Genomic DNA, 19,382 nt, shown 5'->3' with positions numbered 1-19,382 from the left:
TATTCCCTCCCGGAATGAAGTCTTTTGGATTCAAAAATAGTGGCTTCAGCGTTCCTTTCTGGAACTGTCATCGGATCGGGTCAACCTGTCTCATGGACCAAATTGCATTTTGATTAGCTTGCCAATAGGTATTCGTCGGCTCATGCAGAGATCCCTTTGACGGTTTTGTTCTGTTTGTGCGGATTCATAAGAACTTTTGTCAGGTCTCTTATTCGTAAAAATCCCCCTTGATCCGACAAGCAGGAGGAATGATGTCAGGTCGAATCGTGCTGATGCAAACGCCGTCGTTTTCTTGAAAATACATTATTCATGTCAATTTTGTTAACTCCATTACTCCAATACGCTCCCGCGATAGAGGATATCATTGCTGTACAGCTTTTCCATGTGTTATCTTATGTAACGTAAATACGGATTTTGGCATAAATTAAAGGACTATACTTGACATATGTTTGAAGTACGGATGAAAAACAAGTGGATATGGGGGCTGAACGACAGTGTTAGGCAAATCAGGTAAAGTAGCGGTCATCGGGGCGGGTCTTGTAGGCTCAAGTTGTGCGTATTCCATGATTAATCAGTCCATATGCAGGGAAATCATGATGGTCGATCGGACGTATGACCGCGCCGTTGCGCAAGCGCTGGACTTCTCGCATTGCATGGATTTCACACATAATCGTACCAAAGTATACGCGGGTACTTATGCAGATTGCGGAAACATGGATGTCATTGTCCTGACTGCAGGGGCGAATCCCAAACCGGGTCAGACACGGCTGGATATTCTGGAGGAAGCTGAATCGATTGCCAAGGACATTGTTTTCCCTATCATGGAGAGCGGATTCCGCGGTATTTTTGTCGTCGCTGCCAATCCGGTTGACATAGTAACTTATATGGTATGGAAGCTGTCCGGGCTTCCGCGCGAACATGTCATTGGTACGGGGACCTCCATTGATTCCTCCCGGCTCAAAACGCTGTTATCCGAAGTGTTTTCGATCGATCCACGCAGCGTGCACGGATATGCGCTCGGGGAGCATGGAGAGTCGCAGTTTGTAGCCTGGTCGCATGTGACCATCGGAGGCAAACCGATTATGCACATTATGGAACAGCATAAAGAACGTTTTAAACATCTGGATCTCGATGATATCGCCCGCAAAACCAAAGATGCCGGATGGGAGATTTTCACCCGCAAAGGTTCCACCCAATTCGGAATCGGGAATGCACTGGCTCACATTACACGTTCCATCCTTAATGATGAACACAAAATCATTGCTGTCTCGGCTATTCTGGAGGGAGAGTATGGCCAAAGCAACGTCTGTGCCGGTGTTCCGGCGATTATAGGAGGGAATGGCATTCAGGAGATCATTGAGTTGAATCTGGATTCGTCCGAGCTTGAGAAATTCGAGCGTTCCTGTGCGATATTATCCGGCAATATTAATCGACTGACTTTGGCATAATGCTTCCCTTCGACCTTTTTATGAAATATTCTTAAATCGGATAATCTTGATAAACCAAACAGGCCAGCGGCCTCCTGCTCGGAGACTTCACTGGCCTGTTCGGTTGTTGTACTGGATGCTATATCATTAATTCGGTGCGAGCTGAGGCTGATCTGCTGGCCCCCACTGCTGAAGCACCCGCTTCAATTCACTGAGCATCACCGGTTTGCTGATGAAATCCCGCATCCCAATTTCGAGACAAGCTTCCTTGTCCTCCCGTTTGGCATTACCTGTCACGGCAATAATTGCAGGAATACGGTCCTGTGGAATGAGCCGGTGTACAAGATCGGTCGCCTTAATCCCGTCCATAACAGGCATGTGAATATCCATAAGCACAATATCATAGGCATTCTGCGAGATGGCTTCAATGGCTTCAACCCCATTGGTACAAACATCAGCTTCATATCCAAGCTTTTCAAGGTACTCGGTCAAGATTTTCCGGTTCACCGGATGATCCTCGGCTACCAGAATACGCATCGCGACCTTGTCGCTCTGGCGAGTGCGGTCATGGGAGAATTGACGTGCTGTGTCTTCGGCAGCATCATCCACACTTGTGGCAGGCACAGCAAAACGGAAGGTTGATCCTTTTCCGTCCTCACTCTCCACACTGATACTTCCGCCCATAATCTCCACAAGCCGTTTCGAGATCACAAGACCCAGCCCTGTGCCTCCATATTTGCGGTTAATCACCGGATGCAGTTGAGAGAAGGATTGGAACAACTGATCCAGCTTGTCCGCAGGTATTCCGACCCCCGTGTCTTTCACCGCAAAATCCAGTACGCTATCTTCAGGCTTTCTGCCCTTAACGATATCCACATTGACATCAATACTGCCCTGGTCCGTAAACTTGAGGGCGTTACTGACCAGATTAACCAGAATCTGACGGATACGCATCGCATCACCCAACATGAATTCCGGAATATTGGGATTCAGACGGTACCTGATCTGCAACTGTTTCTCTTCTGCTCGAACCTTGAACAGCTCTGCAACCTGTTCCAGCATCTTGCGGAGAGAAAACGGTTCATAAGCAAGAGCCATCTTACCGGACTCCAGTTTGCTGAAATCCAGAATATCATTCAGAATATTCAGCAGCGCGTCTCCACTCTCTTGGATAATCTGGGCATATTCCCGCTGTTCTTCCGACAGATCCGTTCCGATCAGGAGTTCGGTCATGCCAACAATTCCGTTCATCGGTGTACGAATCTCGTGACTCACCATCGATAAAAATTCCGACTTGGCCTGCGCTGCGAGCTCGGCTGTTTCCTTGGCACGTACAATTTCACGTTCATCTGTTACATCATTGAAGACAATGACTACACCCTGTATTTGCTCCTGATCAATAATCGGTGTAACCTGATATTTCACCAAAAAGCTGCTGCCGTCCTTACGCCAGAACACATCCTCCTTCACGGAGCGGCGCTGTCCATCCATTACAGTCATGTGAATTGGACACTCTTCTTTTGGAAAATAGCTTCCATCAGCACGGGAGTGGTGGATGATGGGATGGGCATTTTTGCCGAGGAACTCCTCCACTTCGTAACCAAACATGGATGCAGCCGCCGGATTCATAAACATGGTGGTCCCTTCCGCATCCAGTCCGTATATGCCTTCTGTAACAGAATTCAGAATCAATGCATGCTGCTTGCTGAGTTCCTGAATACGCTCCATATACTCCTTGCGTTCGGTTATATCAGATAATATCCCGTACACGCCAACCAATTCCTGATCGACAATAATGGGTACATTAATGATGGAAGCGTCAAACTTCTTCCCCATGGCATTCACAATTCGCGTTTCATAATGCTGCGGTTTGCCCTGCTTCACCAGCTCAAAGTAGGTTTCGCCACGCCCTACCTCACAAGAATCCAGATTGGACAGAAAGGACTGTCCGATCAGCTTATTGCGAGGGATGTTCAGCAATTTGACCAAATTGCGGTTCACCGCACTATATTTACCTTCAAGATTCAATGAATAGACCGCAGCCGGATTATGTTCGAACAGGGATTTGTAGCGCTGTCGACTCTCTCTCAAACGTCTGTCCGCATCCTTGTGCTGGGTAATATCCCGACTTATGCTTACAATCTGGACGCCTCTGCCCTTCGCTCCAGCGACAGGCTTCGCCAAAGTCTCCATCCAGACATAGTGGCCTTTCTTGTGCAGGACACGCATTTTGCAGCCATTGCCAATCTCCGATAGCTCCAACGGATCAGGGTAATCTCCGGGATAACAATAATCCTTGAAAAACTTGCCTGTCACTTCCTCCGGCTGATATCCCAGCAAAGAGTACACTGAAGGAGAAACGTACAACAGCTCGCCTTCCAATGAGCTAGTCGTTATCAGGTCCTGGGCGTGATCCGCAAGCACCTGATACTTTTCTTGCGTTTCCTGGAGTTTCCGCTTCACTGCCACGATCTCTGTCACATCTTTGGCTATGCCGTAGATTCCTACGACCTCTGCTCCAGCTGTTATAGGCACGTAGGTTATTTCCGCCTGTCGTACCGAACCACTTTTATGATAAAACGATAGAGTGTTGCTTACTGAACGCCCAGTAATAACCTCGTTAATATATTCCTGCCTCGAATGTTCACTGTCAGGTGGACAGATCTGATTGGGGTTCATACGAATCAAGTCATCCAGTGTATACCCTGATATCCGCTCTACTGATGGATTGGCATCAATATAATTTCCATGAATGTCCATTACATATATGGCATCCGGATGATTGAAAAATAATGATTGGTAAGAACTTCCCTCAGAAATAATCCGTTTCAGGGTTTCCGTTTTATTAGTATTCAAGGCTTACCCCTCTTTTCTCAGCCTTATTCTTCTTCTAACAATGCCACTAGGCATTTTTAGTATTAAGTGTCTACCCACGAATAACCATGTAAGGCTAACAAGAAACAGCTTTTTTTATTTTACCAGATTCCAGATTAATCTTGCTTACAATCTCACACTAAAATTGTAATATTCCCATTTGAAAATGATGGAATTTTCATTTTTTTAATTAAAGCAAATTGCTATGAAAGTCGCTGTATGCAAATCGGCTTTGAAAATATGGATATTAGTTACAATGTCTCAGATACATTTTGTATCAAATAGGCTATAATCGATACACAAAGGACGTGCCTGTACAGGTATACGAAACCTATCTCATTGCTGAATTCAACAGGACGTTGCTAGATATGGAGAGGATGGAGATCATGCTGCCGAACAGAGTTAAAGTTGCTTACGGGAAGGTTCGGGGAATGGCTTTGTTTGGAAAAATTCAGCCATCGCTTGGATTATTGCCACGTATAAGAGGCAAGGTGTATTTAAATAAATTCGGTGATCTCCATGTGGGCAAACGACTCAATATCATCGGAAAACCCTGGGGGACGCAGCTAACTGTTGTTAAAGGGGCACGGTTAATCATAGGGGATGACGTTGTGATTAATGCCGGCGTGGGAATTGCAGCCAATATTGAGATCACCATTGGCAATAACGTGATGATCGGACCACGAACGAGCATATTTGATAGTGCCTACCATCGGATTGACTCCCTTGATGATGGAAGCAATATGGCCAAAAAAATTGTCATTCACGACAACGCTTGGATCGGAACCGGATCATTAATTCTTCCTGGCGTTATCATCGGAAAGAATGCAGTGGTCGCCGCGGGGAGTACGGTTACCAAAGATGTACCTGAGAATACGTTGGTTGCAGGAACGCCAGCGAAGGTTGTTCGAGAACTCACCATTCATGATGGCTGGGTCAGAAGATGAAATAAATCCCCCGCGGCCACACGAATATATACTCGGATGGTGGCTGCGGGGGTATTAATTCTAACGAGAATTAGAATGGCATATAGGAATCTTTATATTTCTTTTTTTCTGAAGTAGAGAACTCCAATTAAAATGAAGACCACTGCGCTCCCTCCAACGACAGTAAGGAGTGTACCAAGTGGAACGTTATAGGCTCCGAACCCTCCGCCTTCCGTCGGTGTCATTAGCAGCATCGGCTGAGCCCACGGATAAAAGGGGCCGAACGTAGCCGAGTTCACAATCAGTATATTGGGCACGGTTAAGGCAAAATTCAAAGCCAGTGGTGCAGCGAAGCTGCTCCATATCAGGGAAACAAACATTTGCAGTGCAGCAAGAGGCAGACAGGCGAACAAACCAAGCAGCAATTTGCCTCCTATAAATGCCCACGGCACAGGCTCCGTTAAGCCCTGAATCCATCCGGCAAGCAGTATGGATCCCAGCAGCAACACTTGAGTTCCCACCAAAAGCAAAAGGACGATGGTTAACTTTCCTGCATAAACACCTGTGCGGGTGAGTGGCAGTACCAACATTTGCTTCCATCCCCCGCCTGCATGTTCAAAGCGACAGACAAACGAGGTGAATACGCCGGTCAGGATTGGCATGAGCAGCATTCCATGCAAAAAGACCATCGTGCTCATCAGCACTTCCCATTGACCTGATGGCTCACTGAGCAGCCCAATCAGCAGGGCCAATAATGGACTCAGCAGAATCAGGAGCCATACCGGAGACTTGCCCATTTTCAGCCGTTCAGCAGACAGGATTCGGAAATACGCCGTAGTAAAGTTCACCCTAGGCCACATCCTTCCGGCTGAAATGCATCATTCCAAGGAGCATAATCAGGATTCCCGCAGCTAACCCCATCCCTGCATACATGAATGGATTCGGTCCATTCCATGCCATCTGCGCCCATGCGAGCGGGAAGCTTGGCGAGAGACTAAGAGAGAACATCCCTGTGATGGCAAGCACAATACCAAGGGTAACCGGAAGCGCCTGATTTTTGGCAATCATGGTGAGCCACAGCTCTATCGACAATACGGGGAGTGCTCCAGCCAGTGGAAGCAGCCCCAGCTTGATTGCCTGTCCCCACGGGATTTCTCCCGCGTCGAAGCCGAACACCAGACCCAGAATGACGATTCCGGCTGTTAGGAGCAGACAAGAGATGACAAGCAGCACACAAGCCAAAAGGAATTTGGCCAGATATACCGCCGGTCTCGGAATCGGCATGGCCAGAAGCTGCTTCCAAGAACCCTGCTCATGCTCAATATTCGCAATCATGGAGCTCAGGATTGTTGCGCCCAGCATCAATGAAAGCGGCACAAAAACAACCACATTTTCCAAAAGCCCGTTCCACATGTCATCGCCAAATACCCCTTTTAGATAATCCAGACGCAATCCAAAATTCAGCGCCTGCATTAACGTAAGTCCAATGGGGGCAAGAAAAACAAGAAACCAGATACCTTTGCCACGAATTTTGAGCCAGTCTGACGATAGTGCACGTCCCGTCATACCATTGCCCCCTCACCAATCACCCGCATGAAGAGGTCTTCGAGCGACTGACGGTGCTCCTCCACCCGGTAAATGGCGTGATCCTGCTCAACCAGCCTGCGCACCAGCAGCGCTATCGCACTGTTGTCCATGTACGGGAATGTAAGTTCAGACCCCTGCCGCTGACCGAATTGCCCCTGCTCTCTCGCCAGCTTCATGGCTTCTTCTGGCTCAGAGACGGTCAATCGAATAGAACTACCTGTTTGGCTATGCAGATTGGCAATTGTGTCCTGAAGCACCATCTTACCTTCACGAATAATGCCAACCCGGCTGGCCATCTGCTCCACTTCACTGAGCAAGTGACTGGATACCAGCACCGTAATACCATGTTCCAGCGGCATGCGTTTAATTAACTCCCGAATCTCCTGAATCCCCGCTGGATCCAGCCCATTCGTAGGCTCATCCAAAATCAGCAGTTCCGGTTCGCCCAGCAGAGCACTTGCAATCCCCAGCCTCTGCTTCATGCCGAGCGAATATCCTTTCACCGAGCGCTTCGCATCCCTTGTCAGATCGACAATGGACAGCACCTCGGCAATTCTTGATTTCGGCACGCCCAGGATCCGGCGCAAGGCTTCCAGATTCTCCACCGCATTCAGATGACCGTAGTAGGACGGGTACTCCACGAGCGAACCGACCCGGCGCAGGATATCCATGCGATCCTTCCGAATGTCTTTATCGAAGACACGAATGACGCCTTTTGTCGGTTTGATCAAGCCCAGCAGCATGCGGATGGTTGTTGTTTTACCCGCACCGTTAGGCCCCAGGAAACCGTAGATATCCCCTTTCTTAATATGCAGATCCAATTCGCGAACCGCTGCACGATCCCGATATGTTTTCCATAAGTTAGCCGTTTGAATAATGTTATCACTCACTGTTTGATCACCTCGGATATCATCGTAACCGCCCAAGGTTAAATCTAAAGTGATCCGAAGTTTAAGTTTAGTTTAAATCGTGGTTTCCACCCCACCTATTCGAGTCAGTAGATAAATATCCGGACGCCCTCCGGCGAGCTGTCCACCTTCTTGCGCAGCCCCATCTCGCGGACGAGCAGATCTACAATGGACAGCCCAAGACCTGTACCTTTTGCCCCTATTTCATGCTGCATCCCAGGCCCTTTATCTCGAATCACCAAGGCTGTTCTTTCCTGAATTCGTTCTGTGGATATGCCGATGTACTTCCCATCCCCCGCATACCGGATCACGTTCTGTAACAGGTTATCCAGAATACGACGCATGCCCTGTTCATCGACCCGCCAGATCAGCGGTTCATCCGGCAGGTCAATATCGATATCAAACTGTTCCTTCTCCCATACGGGGTACCATGCCGCGGCCGTTTCCCTAACGATTCGAAGGACATCCTTCTCCTCCAGTTTCAGGGTATACTTTCCGCTTGCAAGCAGATTGTACGATAACATGTTATCAATAAGTCCACTTAGATCATCCATCTTGGCTTCCATGCGTGCCAATGAGCTGCTGCCCTTATCGCTGAGCGCTTCCTTGTTCAGGGCATGCATGTGTCCACGGATGACCGTTAGAGGCGTGCGCAAGTCGTGAGACAGCCCTGCAATGAGACGTTTTCGGAACTGTTCCTCCTCGCGTTCCCTGAGACGGCTGTCTGTCAGCTGATACACCATCTGGTTGAATGAATCCTCCAACTGACCAATCTCGTCCGATCTCCGGATATCGACAGGAAGCGGAATACCTTCCTTGCCTGGAGTAATCATGGCTGTCTGCAGACGGATAAGCCGTTTGCGAATCCGTGCAAAGAACAGGATCGACATCACAATAAATACCAGAAAAATGATGGTCATAACCAACCCGAGATACAGGAGTTCCATCGGCCAGTTGCTTTGAGGCTTTTGCAGTAAATATCGCGGTACTTCAATCACCATGAAGCCTTTTCCCTTGTTCTGATCCCCTCCACCTATAAATGAAACAACAGTCAGCGGATCACGGTAGTTGGCCTCCTTCATGAATTGCAAGGTGTGGGCTACGTCCCATACTGCAGGAATTCGAGTTTCTTCCTTCTTCTGATTATTCAGCGTCCATTTCAATATAGTCATTGTCGTTCCATTCACCGGAGATTCAGATACTTCCACACCTTCACCCCCGAGGATAAACGCGGTCTCCCCTTTTTCGTTCACCCGGTACATTGATGATTTGGGATATTTGGCTTGTAACTGCTTCATGCGTTTATCGATCTGGGCAGGCGCTGCCTCATCCAGCTTCATCGATTCTTTCGACCAGAGATTGGTTATATGGGTAACATCACCGTAGGGAGCCTGACTGCCTTTGCTCGTATTGTTCACCACCACCACATAAATGATGGATGTGATTGGAAGAACGACGGGAACAAACAAAATGGCACATAAAATCAGAATCATATAACGGGACATGAGCGAGCGACCAAATCGAAGCTTACGCTTTTCAGGCTCCTTCCGTTCCCTCTGACTTTTCCGTTTCCCCTTCTCTTTGAACCGCCCGATCATGGTTTCTTCACACGGTATCCAACCCCGCGCACGGTTTGAATCACTGACGGATTCGCTGGATCAAGTTCAAGCTTTTCGCGCAGGTGGCGAATATGTACCATTAATGTTTTGTCTCCATCGAGATAGGGCTCATTCCAGACCGCCTCATAAATCTGCTCTTTCGTACGGATCATGCCCATATGCCTGAGCAGGTACGCGAAGATGTGAAACTGTTTTCCCGATAAAATGATCTCCTCCCCCGTCTCCTCATTCACGATCCGATTGTCCTTCTCATAGATGGACAGGTGATCCAGTTTCAGAGCAGCATCCGAGGAAACCGTAGTCCCTGCCTTTCGCAGCTGAACTTCAATTCGCGCAGCGAGTTCATCGGGGTGAAAAGGCTTGGTTACATAATCATCGGCAAAATCAAGCCCGTGCAGCTTGTCATCAATAGACGTTCTGGCCGAGAGCATGACGATCGGCACTGAAGGATGTTCCTTTTTTAGCCGCTGCCCCACCGTAAATCCATCCAGCCCTGGCAGCATGACATCCAAAATGATCAGCGAGCAGTCCCCGGCAGCTTCAGCAGCACCTTCTCCACTTCCCAGCCATACGACCTCATAACCACGCTCCTCCAGGTCGGCTCTGACCCATGTCGCGATTTCCGTATCGTCCTCAATGTATAGCAGTTTTGTTTTCATGCGTAAATTCGTTTCCTTTCTGCACCCTTTTGGTTAATTATATATCTGAACATAATGGAGTAAGCTGTATGTATAAACGAAACGATACTCCTTAGATGAATACTCCGTTACCTTTAATTTTCATTATACCTTAATCTGCAACTTCAGAAATGCCATGCCATGAGGTCTATAAAGTACATACCGTATGTGAAAAGGGGAGGAATTTAAGCATGCTGCTGGAAGCCATCTATCATCAACCCAAACGAAACTGGGCGTACGCCTACGATAAGGATTCTGTTCGTCTGCGTCTGCGTGCCAAAAAGAATGATCTCACCGAGGTATACGCCATGACGGGTGATAAATACGCATGGGAAAACACCAAAGAGCTGATTCCTTTGGCCAAGTTCACCTCCGACGCCATGTTCGACTACTATGAGGGTGAAATAAAACCTCCGTACCATCGCCTGAAATACTCCTTTTTGCTGAAAAGCGGAGACGAGCAGATCTGGATGTCCGAAACGGACTTCCAGGAAGACGAACCGGACGATCCAGGGCAGATGTTTCAGTTCCCCTATATTCACCCGGGTGCGGTCTTCACGCCGCCTGAGTGGGTCAAGGATGCTGTTTTCTATCAGATCTTTCCCGAGCGGTTTGCCAATGGAAACCCTGACCTTAATCCGGAGAATGTTGAGCCATGGGGCGGCGATCCTACACCGTCCAACTTCTTCGGAGGCGACCTCCAGGGTGTGATTGATCATCTGGACTATCTCAGCGAGCTGGGCATTAACGCCATCTATTTTACCCCTATCTTCGAAGCGACCACCAACCATAAATATGATACCGAAGACTATCTCCGGGTAGATCGGCATTTCGGTGATGCAGATACAGTGAAACGGCTGGTTAAGCTGTGTCATGAACGCGGCATTCGGGTGCTTCTGGACGCGGTATTCAATCATTCCGGGAAGACGTTTGCTCCCTTTGTGGACGTGCAGGAAAACGGGGAAAAATCCAAGTATAAAGACTGGTTCCACGTACACGAGTTCCCGCTGGATGTGAAGGATGGCATCCCTACGTATGAAACCTTTGGATTCGAGCCGCACATGCCCAAGCTGAACACGGAAAATCCCGAGGTGAAAGACTATCTGCTAAAGGTTGCTGAGTATTGGATCAAGGAAGTGGGCATGGACGGCTGGCGACTGGATGTCGCGGACGAAGTGGATGATGCATTCTGGCGTGATTTCCGCCGGGTGGTGAAAGCTGCGAATCCGGATGCGTACATTCTCGGTGAGATATGGAATGAATCCTCGGCCTGGCTGCAAGGAGACCAGTTTGATGCCTCCATGAACTATCCGTTTACCGATGCCGTGAATGGTTTCTTTGTGAAAAATAAAATGAATGCCGAGGCGTTCGCGAACTCCATCGGCCGGCAATTATCACGTTATCCGCTGCAAGCCAGCGAAGTGGCGTTCAACCTGTTGGACAGTCATGATACACCAAGGCTGCTGACGCTATGTGAAGGTGACCAGCGCAAAATGAAACTGGCGGCGCTATTCCAGTTTACTTACATAGGTACGCCGTGCATCTATTACGGAGACGAGATTGGGCTGGATGGTGGAGCTGATCCGGGCTGCCGGAAATGCATGGAGTGGGATGAAGCGAAGCAGGACCGCGAGTTGTTAGCCTTTTATCAACAGCTCATTGCGCTTCGTCATGCTCACCCCGCTCTGCGCGCAGAAGGCAAAGTTCGATTCCTGCAGGCTCGGGCAGAAGGAAGCCAGCTGGTCCTGGAACGGCAGAGTGATGAGGAACGTATTCTCATTCTGTTCAATCGTTCGGAGGAGACGGCGATCATTGAACTGGATGCAGGTACAGGCGAATGGACCGAATTATTGGACGGCAACCATCGTACAGCCAAGGATGGCGATGTTCTGGCCATTGAACTGCCCGCTTATGGTTATGCCGTACTAAGTACGGAGATCACTCGAGAGCAGAGCAAGTAGTCACTTGGTATGCATTGTAGATCACACGACCTTCCCCCTACTTATTCATACCAAAGGAGCTAATTAGATTTCCTGAATCGAAAACAAGCGTCCTGTATGACCTGTAAAAGGGCAGTGGACGCTTGTTTTATTGGTTTTCTATGATGAATGCTCGCCTTAGCTGCTCGGTTCTAGGCCTGCTCTTCCGAATTTCCCTGCGCGTTCCCCATCTCCTCCTCAGGCTCTGCACGCTTCGCCTTCGGTTTGGCCAGCTTCTCCATCATTTTCCGGCCCGTGGGCGTCTGGGCCAAGCCGCCCTGGGCCGTCTCGCGGTGCCTGCTCGGCATGGCACTTCCGACTTCCAGCATGACGTCAATGACTTCGTCCGACGGAATGGCACTCCGTACCCCGGCCAGTGCCATGTCGGCCGCAGCGAGAGCCGTTACGGCACCCAGTCCGTTACGGACGATGCATGGGATTTCCACGAGGCCCGCAACCGGATCGCAGATGAGGCCCAGTGTATTTTTTAACGCGAGACCTACCGCATGAACAACCTGCTCGGGTGTCCCTCCGCGCAGTTCAACCATGGCACCGGCAGCCATGCCGATCGCAGAACCGACTTCAGCCTGACAGCCGCCTTCAGCACCGGAGATAAACGAGTTGTTAGCAATGACATATCCAATCGCACCTGCACAGAATAGGCCGTTGACCAGATGCTCATCACTCCAGCCGAATCGCTCTTGGGAGCTGATAAATACCCCCGGAATAATGCCACACGAACCCGCTGTCGGCGTAGCCACGATCCGGCCCATGGAAGCATTGACTTCAGACACACAAAGGGCATAGGCCATCGCAAGTGCAGAAGCATCACCCGAACAGGTTTCGCCTTGACGAATATACTCCGCCATTTTCTTGCCGTCTCCGCCGGTCAAGCCACTGCGTGAAGTCGTATCCTCGGTAAGCCCTTTTTGCACAGCTTCCTTCATCACCTGATAGTACTCTGACATCTGCTGTACAACGTCTGCTTCGGGCGTATTGGTCTCCTGAACCTGCTCCTCAATCATCAGCTTGGCAATGGTTTTCGATTCAGCCGTACAGATGGTATTCAGTTCGTGCAAGTGCTTAAACCGCATCCGGTTCCACCCCTTTCTTCAAATCAATAACGCGAATATCCAGCACATGATCCAGTGACCGCAGGCGGTTCAACATTTCCGGACTTGGCGCTCCATCCATTTCCATCGCTGTCAGCGCTTCGCCATCCCGGGCTTTCCGGTCCACTTGCATGTAACCGATGTTAACACCTGACGAACTGATTGTAGACGTAACCGAAGCGAGCACCCCTGCTTTGTCCGAATGGCGCAGAACCAGTGTTGGAAACTCTCCACTGATCTGTACACGGAAATCATTGAGCGAATGCACCGTTACACTGCCGCCACCAATGGAAGCACCAATCAGCGAGCATTGACGCTCACCGTACCACAACTCAATCTTGACCGTGTTGGGATGCGGAGCAGGTAGTCCACTCGTAAAGAATTCAACCTCCATACCCGCTTGCTCCGCATATTCCTCGGCGTCCGGTATACGCGGATCATCCGTGGCATAGTCAAGCAAACCGCCGATCAGTGCCAGATCCGTACCATGACCCTGGTACGTATCAGCAAATGAACCGTATAATGTTAGCCTGGCACGTTCCGGGGTACATCCCAGCCACTGACGCGCAATTCTCCCAAGCCTTGCAGCCCCAGCTGTATGTGAACTTGACGGACCCGTCATCGACGGACCAATAATTGAAAAAACATCTTTAAACCGCATCCTGCACCCCTCCATATCGTCATATCCATCCAGACATGCACCATAATGTTCCTTCATTACTGAATGATGACATCAAAAAAGGACAGTAGAAGGCCTTAGGCCCTCTCTCTGTCCTCGTTACCTGAGAGTTTCATGATCAGGGGCAGCCGCAGTCGGCATACCGTTCTCATCATATACCCCTTGGGTGGCGCAACCTGCGCACTCTCCAGAGTTGCGTCCAACGATGGTACATTTACCTGAGAGATTAACCACTGCGCCGGGTGCGCAGCAGCTTGCTCCTTCGGTGCCTGGCAGCCCTATGGTTACACTTGGCCGGCTCAGGTCTCTCCCGCTCGTTCTCATCCGCTGTATGGTCAATACTCGTTCGAACACATATCAAACGCTTATCATTTTTAAATGAATCATTCATATAACAGATTAATATGCAACACACGTAATGTCAATAAAAGTGACGTATCATTATCATCTTGGGATTAGGATCAGGTAAAACGAATGGCATTCAGGTTTCGTGTCTCAACTGAGGCACTGGTTACGTTCGTGGCCGTTGTAAATTGGATACCTATCGTGTAGGCGTTATTTCCCGTTGCAATAGATGTATCGACGTAGGTATTAGATGAAAGAAAGCGTACCGTAGACGCAGTAATTCCCGTCCGGGAAAGAATCAGCTCGTTAATCAGAACTCCATTTCTGCGGAGTCGCATAGCGAATGTCACGCTCCAGTTGGCCGTAACCACAACGGCAATTTGAGCACTGTTATCAATCTTTACCCGTTGACCTACTACGACGGGGACATTGAGTGTCTGAATCGTTGTTTCCCCCGCAAGCGGTATAGCGAGTGCAGTTGTCTGACTGTCAGCAAATAGCGATGAACTCGCAGGTTCGGAAGCTCCCGTTGATCCCGTAACCCCAGTTGTCCCTGTAATTCCAGTCGTTCCCGTAGCGCCCGTCAGACCGGTAACTCCACTTATTCCTGTTGCTCCAGTTACCCCTGTTGCTCCTGTGATTCCGGTCGTTCCCGTAGCGCCCGTCAGACCGGTAACTCCGCTTATTCCTGTTTCTCCCGTGATCCCTGTCGCTCCGGTCACTCCAGTGGATCCTGTGACTCCAGTAAGTCCTGTAACGCCAGTATCTCCAGTAAACCCACTTTCCCCCGTGACCCCTGTTGCTCCTGTGATTCCAGTACTTCCCGTAGCGCCTGTTAGACCGGTAACTCCACTTATTCCTGTTTCTCCGGTGATCCCTGTCGCTCCGGTTACTCCAGTGGATCCTGTGACTCCAGTAAGTCCTGTAACGCCAGTATCTCCTGTAAACCCAGTTTCCCCCGTGACCCCTGTTGCTCCTGTAGTTCCAGTACTTCCCGTAGTGCCTGTTAGACCGGTAACTCCACTTATTCCTGTTGCTCCAGTGATTCCTGTTGCTCCGGTGATCCCTGTCGCTCCGGTTACTCCAATGGATCCTGTGACTCCAGTGATCCCCGTCGCCACTGTCACTCCGGTCGTTCCTCCCGGCGGGCCGGTAACACCTGTCATTCCTGTCACTCCAGTAATACCTGTGGGTCCCGTCGTTCCCACTATACCTGCTGTCCCGGTAGCTCCAGTAGCACCAGTCGCCCCAACTATGCCCCCGTACGCTCCCAGCAACTCCTCAGACACCAGACGGTGGGCTGTTACCAACTCCCCATTCTGATCCTTCCCCCATACGGAGACCTGAACATCAGCCGCAGCAGCATCCCCCGTAGTGAAGATGAATTCAAATGCATCCAAGTTTGCATAATAATCTTTTGTTATCAACTGATTGGGCAAAACATTAAACACTTCTTCCACATATAATGTACGAATGCCATTCAAGTAGTAGCCCTGAACCAGCACGGTTGCAAAGTTTGCTGGATCCCGATTGTCCACTCTTACCGTAATTCTCTGGGTAGGGCGTACACCGCTTCCCACCACGATACTATTTTCAATCGGCCCCGTTGATAAGACAGCCATTTTCTGCGATGCCCCCTTTTCCTAGCTTATGTCGCCGGATCGAGATCATCTTCTATCTATATGCGTCCTGTCACGGGATCGTTCAGTCGAAAACAGTATGATGCCTAACCACTAAATGATTTTTTGGAAGACTCATGTTCGCCATAAAATAGTTGTCTGGAAGGAAACCAGCTAGTAAGCCACAATAGGAGAGCACCCAGCATAAGAATTGCTGAAACAACCGTATACACCGTCCGAAGGGATATCACTTCAGCAACTCCCCCCATTGCCAAAATTGAGATGACCTGTAAAGCACTCAGCATCAGTCCAAGCACGCTGCTCATCCGCCCCATCAGGTCCACCGGAATATTATTCTGATAAAAGGTAACCAGACCCGTGTTCGCCAGTGCGGAACACAGCCCAAGCATAATAAAGGCGAATGCTGCAAGCTCGAACGAAAATGAACGAGCGAACAGGAAATAGCCAAGCGCGACCAGGAGCACACCACCGCCCATCATATGACGGATAGGCAAGTGTTTGGCGAATAACCAAACCAATAGAGATCCAGCCAAATAGCCAACTCCGGTAACACTCATCAACGCGCCATACTGCGATTCGGACAGGTTCATTACTTGACGGATAAACACCACTTCCTGCGCATCGAGCGACATGCCGATGACGAGAATGATCTGGAACAAAGCATAGACTCCGACCACATAACCTGATTGATGACTGAAGTGCAGCACGGCACGCCAATCCTGTGCAATCAGACGTGGGGTTAGCCTTGTCCCCGTTCCGCGGTTCTGCTCTCCAATGCCCAGCCTTGGCAAGAACATCAGGATCAGTGCAGACACAACAAAGGAAGCTGCATTGGCATAGATCGCGGCCACAGGAGACAGATAGATCAGCATAACTCCCGCTATGGCCGGACCGGTAATAAAAGCGCCTGAGCTGATCATCGCCTGCAGGGAATTGAATCGCTTTCGCCGCTCAGCAGGAACCAGCCGGGTAATATATACCTGTGAAGACGGCACAAATATGGAGGACGACATACTGACAAGAAACATGACGCCATACATCATCCATAGACTCGGCATCAGCGGAAGCACTGCCACGAGTACAGCTCTCACCAGATCGGCTCCAATCATCATCTGCCGCTGGTCATAGCGGTCGATCAGACTGCCTGACCAGAACTTGGTGCATACCGAGGCAATAGGGGAGATGATCCACAATCCTGCTACTGCTGCTGGAGACTGAGTCATGTTGAGCACCATCAGATTAATAGCCACAATGTAGATAAAATCCCCCAGATTGGATATGCCTACCCCACCAAGCAGCAATCCGGCATGTTTCCATCCACCTCGCCGGCTTGTTTCCGCTTCCCCCTTTTTGTGATCATTGCTCATCCATTACACCCCTCCTTAATGAATCATCTAATTACAGAAAGGAAAATTCCATTAAATGTATTATCCCCTATTTCATCTTCTTTCGCAGTAACAAAAGGATCATGCCAAACGTTGTTGTTCACGTTTAGTTAGCCTCCCAAACATAAAAAAGACTGCCGGCATTCCGGCAGCCTTAAATGGGTACATTCTTCGTGATATTCGATTTTCATCTCTTCATAAAGGCAGAAGCCTGCCGAAACCAGTCCTTAACAGCATTGGCCTGTTCCCGTTCCAGAAAAACCGCTTTAAAGCCGATTCGATTCACCATAAGTTTCGCCCGGACGGATAACAAGGATTTGCTTCGCTGCCCAGACGTAGCAACAGTATTCACCGTGACCACATGAGGCCGGCGCATTAATGCCGTACTGCGGGATATGGTCCGGTGGCGAAGTGTTAACAGCTTACCTTGAATACTCATCCCCTCATCTTTGAAGCATCCGTATCCCCACACGGCGCATAAGGGCAATAAGAGAAACAGCAGTGCTCCTGTTGGGCCCAGAAACACGGTTCCCGCCGTTCCGAGCACGGCTGCACCAAGCAATTTCCAGCGCATGAACAGCCAGAGGGCCCGCTTCGGAGGGCATGTAACGGGTGGCTGTAATTCGAATTGCGGTACGATTCGGGCAAGCAGCTCATTCACATCACGGAGCGGCAGCAGCGGATGCAGCATCATTTTTTTCTCCGTCTCTGAAGTCAGAACAAAAATCTCCACCTCGGCATAACCAAATGGCTGTCGCAGCAGCCCTTCCTTGACCTCCACTGCCTGTACCTTACCAGGAGAAAACACATGCTTTTTCCGGTCGAGCAGACCGGAGACAATGGTAATATTACCGCCTTCCTGTTCTACGGTAAATCCGGCATATTTGATCGTGAACAGCACTGCCGACAGTATCCAAGCCAGCAAAAACATGACGGGAACAAGTCCGAGCCACCAAATCGCTGACAGCTGTCCAGCCCGTTCAACCAGACTGCTGTAGAAATGATCCGGTAGCAGGTCATCTGCGAATGAGTAGACCCCTGTACCGAATACCACAACAAGCGGCAGATTCATCGTTGTCAATGCTCCGGCAAACAGTCTGCCGGCTGACAGCCGCAGCAGAACCCCCCGCTCTCGCCGCACAAGGGGAGCAGGCCCCTCCTGTATAACCCCCTCATTCTGCTCAGGAGATTCTCCCTCTTCATGGTGAGCATGCTCATGAGCATATTCGGCTGCGGCAGGTGCTTCCTCTTTCTTCGCAGCTTCACTTCGCTTCTGATATAGCCATTGCTCTACCCGCTCGGCCTCCGCAATTGCCAGAGCGGGTAGCACCCCATCCGCCTCTGCGTTGCCTCCAGGCGTCTCAATCTTGAGCTGAGCCAGCCGGAGGATCCGCTGAATCAGAGGCTGTTGTGTCTGGATGGAGTGAATCCGGCTGAAATAGATCGATTTCTCCTCCCGGACAAATATGCCCCGGCGCAGAACAATCCGATCTTCCTGCAGCGTATAGCTGAATTTACGCCATGTAAACCAACCATACAAGACAAAAGGCAGCACGATTACTACAATCACCGCAGCATAACCGTACCAGGGGAACTTGCTCCAGTTCACGCCTTTGATGATGAGCAAAATGAGGATTGGAATGATGGACTTCATTACGCTAAAAAGGGGGAATAAGACGTACAACTTATGTAGACGCTTCGGTTCATTCATCGTGATCTTCCACCTTGGCCAGATGTCCGATATTGCGCTTCAACTGCTCCGCTTCTTCCCTTTCTAGTCCGGCAATGTGAAGCGTGGCTGCTGCAGTAACGATGCTGACTTTGGCAAGCCCATACTTTCGCAGCAGCGGACCACTCTCCAGTTCCACCTGCTGTACACGTGTCATCGGCACAATCGTATCCGTCTGCCACAGCCAGCCGGAATGAATTTCCAACTCGTCTTCAGCAACACGGAAACTGAAATGCCGGTACCGCAATCCAGGCAGAATCCAGGTGTACCAGATTAGTGAAATGATGAAAAGCCCCACACCTATCCATCCCGGCCACTGCACCCACTCCTTAACCCATGCGACAATCAGATATGCGATGGCCAGAAGAGTCAACAGCCCGTTGACCATTAAGGCCGTCAAGGCTGTTGCTTGTTTGGCTTTGGGGTGGAGACGCCGCAGTTCTCCGTTATTATGCTCTGTGTAATCCATTGCTTCCATTGCTTAACTCACACTCT

Annotated in this window: 15 protein-coding genes and 2 riboswitches; of the genes, 3 read left to right on the top strand and 12 right to left on the bottom strand. The window is 49.8% G+C overall.

All coding sequences use genetic code 11. The features are described 5' to 3' along the window. The first annotated feature begins 494 nt into the window (after nucleotides 1–494). Nucleotides 495–1,448, top strand: a complete 954-nt coding sequence (locus tag AAIH57_RS24910) for an L-lactate dehydrogenase (RefSeq protein ID WP_175395808.1) — start codon at nucleotides 495–497, stop codon at nucleotides 1,446–1,448. A 126-nt stretch (nucleotides 1,449–1,574) separates the two neighbouring features. On the opposite strand, the gene AAIH57_RS24905 is transcribed toward AAIH57_RS24910, so the two are convergent. After that, the gene (locus AAIH57_RS24905) at nucleotides 1,575–4,283 is read right to left on the bottom strand and encodes a PAS domain S-box protein (protein ID WP_430023401.1); all 2,709 of its coding nucleotides are present in this window, start codon (nucleotides 4,281–4,283) and stop codon (nucleotides 1,575–1,577) included. Nucleotides 4,284–4,687: 404 nt separating this feature from the next. Between AAIH57_RS24905 and AAIH57_RS24900 the strand changes: the two genes are divergently transcribed. Further along, nucleotides 4,688–5,248, top strand: a complete 561-nt coding sequence (locus AAIH57_RS24900) for an acyltransferase (protein WP_175395810.1) — start codon at nucleotides 4,688–4,690, stop codon at nucleotides 5,246–5,248. Nucleotides 5,249–5,340: 92 nt separating this feature from the next. Here AAIH57_RS24900 and AAIH57_RS24895 read toward each other — a convergent pair whose 3' ends face one another. The 5 genes from AAIH57_RS24895 to AAIH57_RS24875 form a co-directional block, all read right to left on the bottom strand. Beyond that, nucleotides 5,341–6,087 carry an ABC transporter permease gene (locus tag AAIH57_RS24895; protein WP_430023400.1) on the bottom strand — a complete coding sequence of 249 codons (747 nt, stop codon included), beginning with the start codon at nucleotides 6,085–6,087 and terminating at the stop codon, nucleotides 5,341–5,343. Then, nucleotides 6,077–6,793 (bottom strand): ABC transporter permease, encoded by a 717-nt coding sequence (locus AAIH57_RS24890; RefSeq protein WP_175395812.1) that lies wholly within the window; start codon nucleotides 6,791–6,793, stop codon nucleotides 6,077–6,079. Before AAIH57_RS24890 ends, AAIH57_RS24895 begins: the two co-directional genes overlap by 11 nt. Further along, on the bottom strand, nucleotides 6,790–7,704 hold the full coding sequence (locus AAIH57_RS24885; RefSeq protein ID WP_175395813.1) for an ABC transporter ATP-binding protein: 915 nt from the start codon (nucleotides 7,702–7,704) through the stop codon (nucleotides 6,790–6,792). The genes AAIH57_RS24890 and AAIH57_RS24885 overlap by 4 nt, the downstream gene beginning before the upstream one ends. 104 nt (nucleotides 7,705–7,808) lie before the next feature. Next, nucleotides 7,809–9,320 carry a histidine kinase dimerization/phospho-acceptor domain-containing protein gene (locus tag AAIH57_RS24880; RefSeq protein ID WP_430023398.1) on the bottom strand — a complete coding sequence of 504 codons (1,512 nt, stop codon included), beginning with the start codon at nucleotides 9,318–9,320 and terminating at the stop codon, nucleotides 7,809–7,811. Next, nucleotides 9,317–10,000, bottom strand: coding sequence for a response regulator transcription factor (locus AAIH57_RS24875; protein ID WP_430023397.1), 684 nt, complete (start codon nucleotides 9,998–10,000; stop codon nucleotides 9,317–9,319). The genes AAIH57_RS24880 and AAIH57_RS24875 overlap by 4 nt, the downstream gene beginning before the upstream one ends. 209 nt (nucleotides 10,001–10,209) lie before the next feature. Between AAIH57_RS24875 and AAIH57_RS24870 the strand changes: the two genes are divergently transcribed. After that, complete coding sequence (locus AAIH57_RS24870) at nucleotides 10,210–11,979, top strand: alpha-glycosidase (RefSeq protein ID WP_175395816.1); 1,770 nt, start codon at nucleotides 10,210–10,212, stop codon at nucleotides 11,977–11,979. Nucleotides 11,980–12,149: 170 nt separating this feature from the next. Here AAIH57_RS24870 and sdaAA read toward each other — a convergent pair whose 3' ends face one another. The 6 genes from sdaAA to AAIH57_RS24840 all read right to left on the bottom strand — a co-directional run bounded on the left by sdaAA (nucleotide 12,150) and on the right by AAIH57_RS24840 (nucleotide 19,365). After that, nucleotides 12,150–13,091 (bottom strand): L-serine ammonia-lyase, iron-sulfur-dependent, subunit alpha, encoded by a 942-nt coding sequence (gene sdaAA, locus AAIH57_RS24865; protein ID WP_430023396.1) that lies wholly within the window; start codon nucleotides 13,089–13,091, stop codon nucleotides 12,150–12,152. Next, nucleotides 13,081–13,770 carry an L-serine ammonia-lyase, iron-sulfur-dependent subunit beta gene (gene sdaAB, locus AAIH57_RS24860; RefSeq protein ID WP_430023395.1) on the bottom strand — a complete coding sequence of 230 codons (690 nt, stop codon included), beginning with the start codon at nucleotides 13,768–13,770 and terminating at the stop codon, nucleotides 13,081–13,083. Before sdaAB ends, sdaAA begins: the two co-directional genes overlap by 11 nt. 106 nt (nucleotides 13,771–13,876) lie before the next feature. After that, nucleotides 13,877–13,981, bottom strand: a riboswitch (glycine riboswitch). A gap of 4 nt (nucleotides 13,982–13,985) precedes the next feature. Continuing rightward, nucleotides 13,986–14,111: riboswitch (glycine riboswitch) on the bottom strand. 138 nt (nucleotides 14,112–14,249) lie between these two features. Continuing rightward, nucleotides 14,250–15,755, bottom strand: a complete 1,506-nt coding sequence (locus AAIH57_RS24855) for a collagen-like triple helix repeat-containing protein (RefSeq protein WP_430023394.1) — start codon at nucleotides 15,753–15,755, stop codon at nucleotides 14,250–14,252. 104 nt (nucleotides 15,756–15,859) lie between these two features. Continuing rightward, complete coding sequence (locus AAIH57_RS24850) at nucleotides 15,860–17,140, bottom strand: MFS transporter (RefSeq protein ID WP_175395820.1); 1,281 nt, start codon at nucleotides 17,138–17,140, stop codon at nucleotides 15,860–15,862. Nucleotides 17,141–17,345: 205 nt separating this feature from the next. After that, the gene (locus tag AAIH57_RS24845; protein ID WP_430023393.1) at nucleotides 17,346–18,869 is read right to left on the bottom strand and encodes a PH domain-containing protein; all 1,524 of its coding nucleotides are present in this window, start codon (nucleotides 18,867–18,869) and stop codon (nucleotides 17,346–17,348) included. Next, entirely contained in the window at nucleotides 18,862–19,365 is a 504-nt protein-coding gene (locus tag AAIH57_RS24840) for a PH domain-containing protein (RefSeq protein ID WP_430023391.1), read from the bottom strand. Before AAIH57_RS24840 ends, AAIH57_RS24845 begins: the two co-directional genes overlap by 8 nt. Between the last annotated feature and the right edge of the window lie 17 nt (nucleotides 19,366–19,382).

The organism is Paenibacillus sp. MABNR03, assembly GCF_050455445.1.
Taxonomy (GTDB): domain Bacteria; phylum Bacillota; class Bacilli; order Paenibacillales; family Paenibacillaceae; genus Paenibacillus; species Paenibacillus xylanilyticus.
This window is presented reverse-complemented; position numbering and strand designations above follow the sequence as displayed.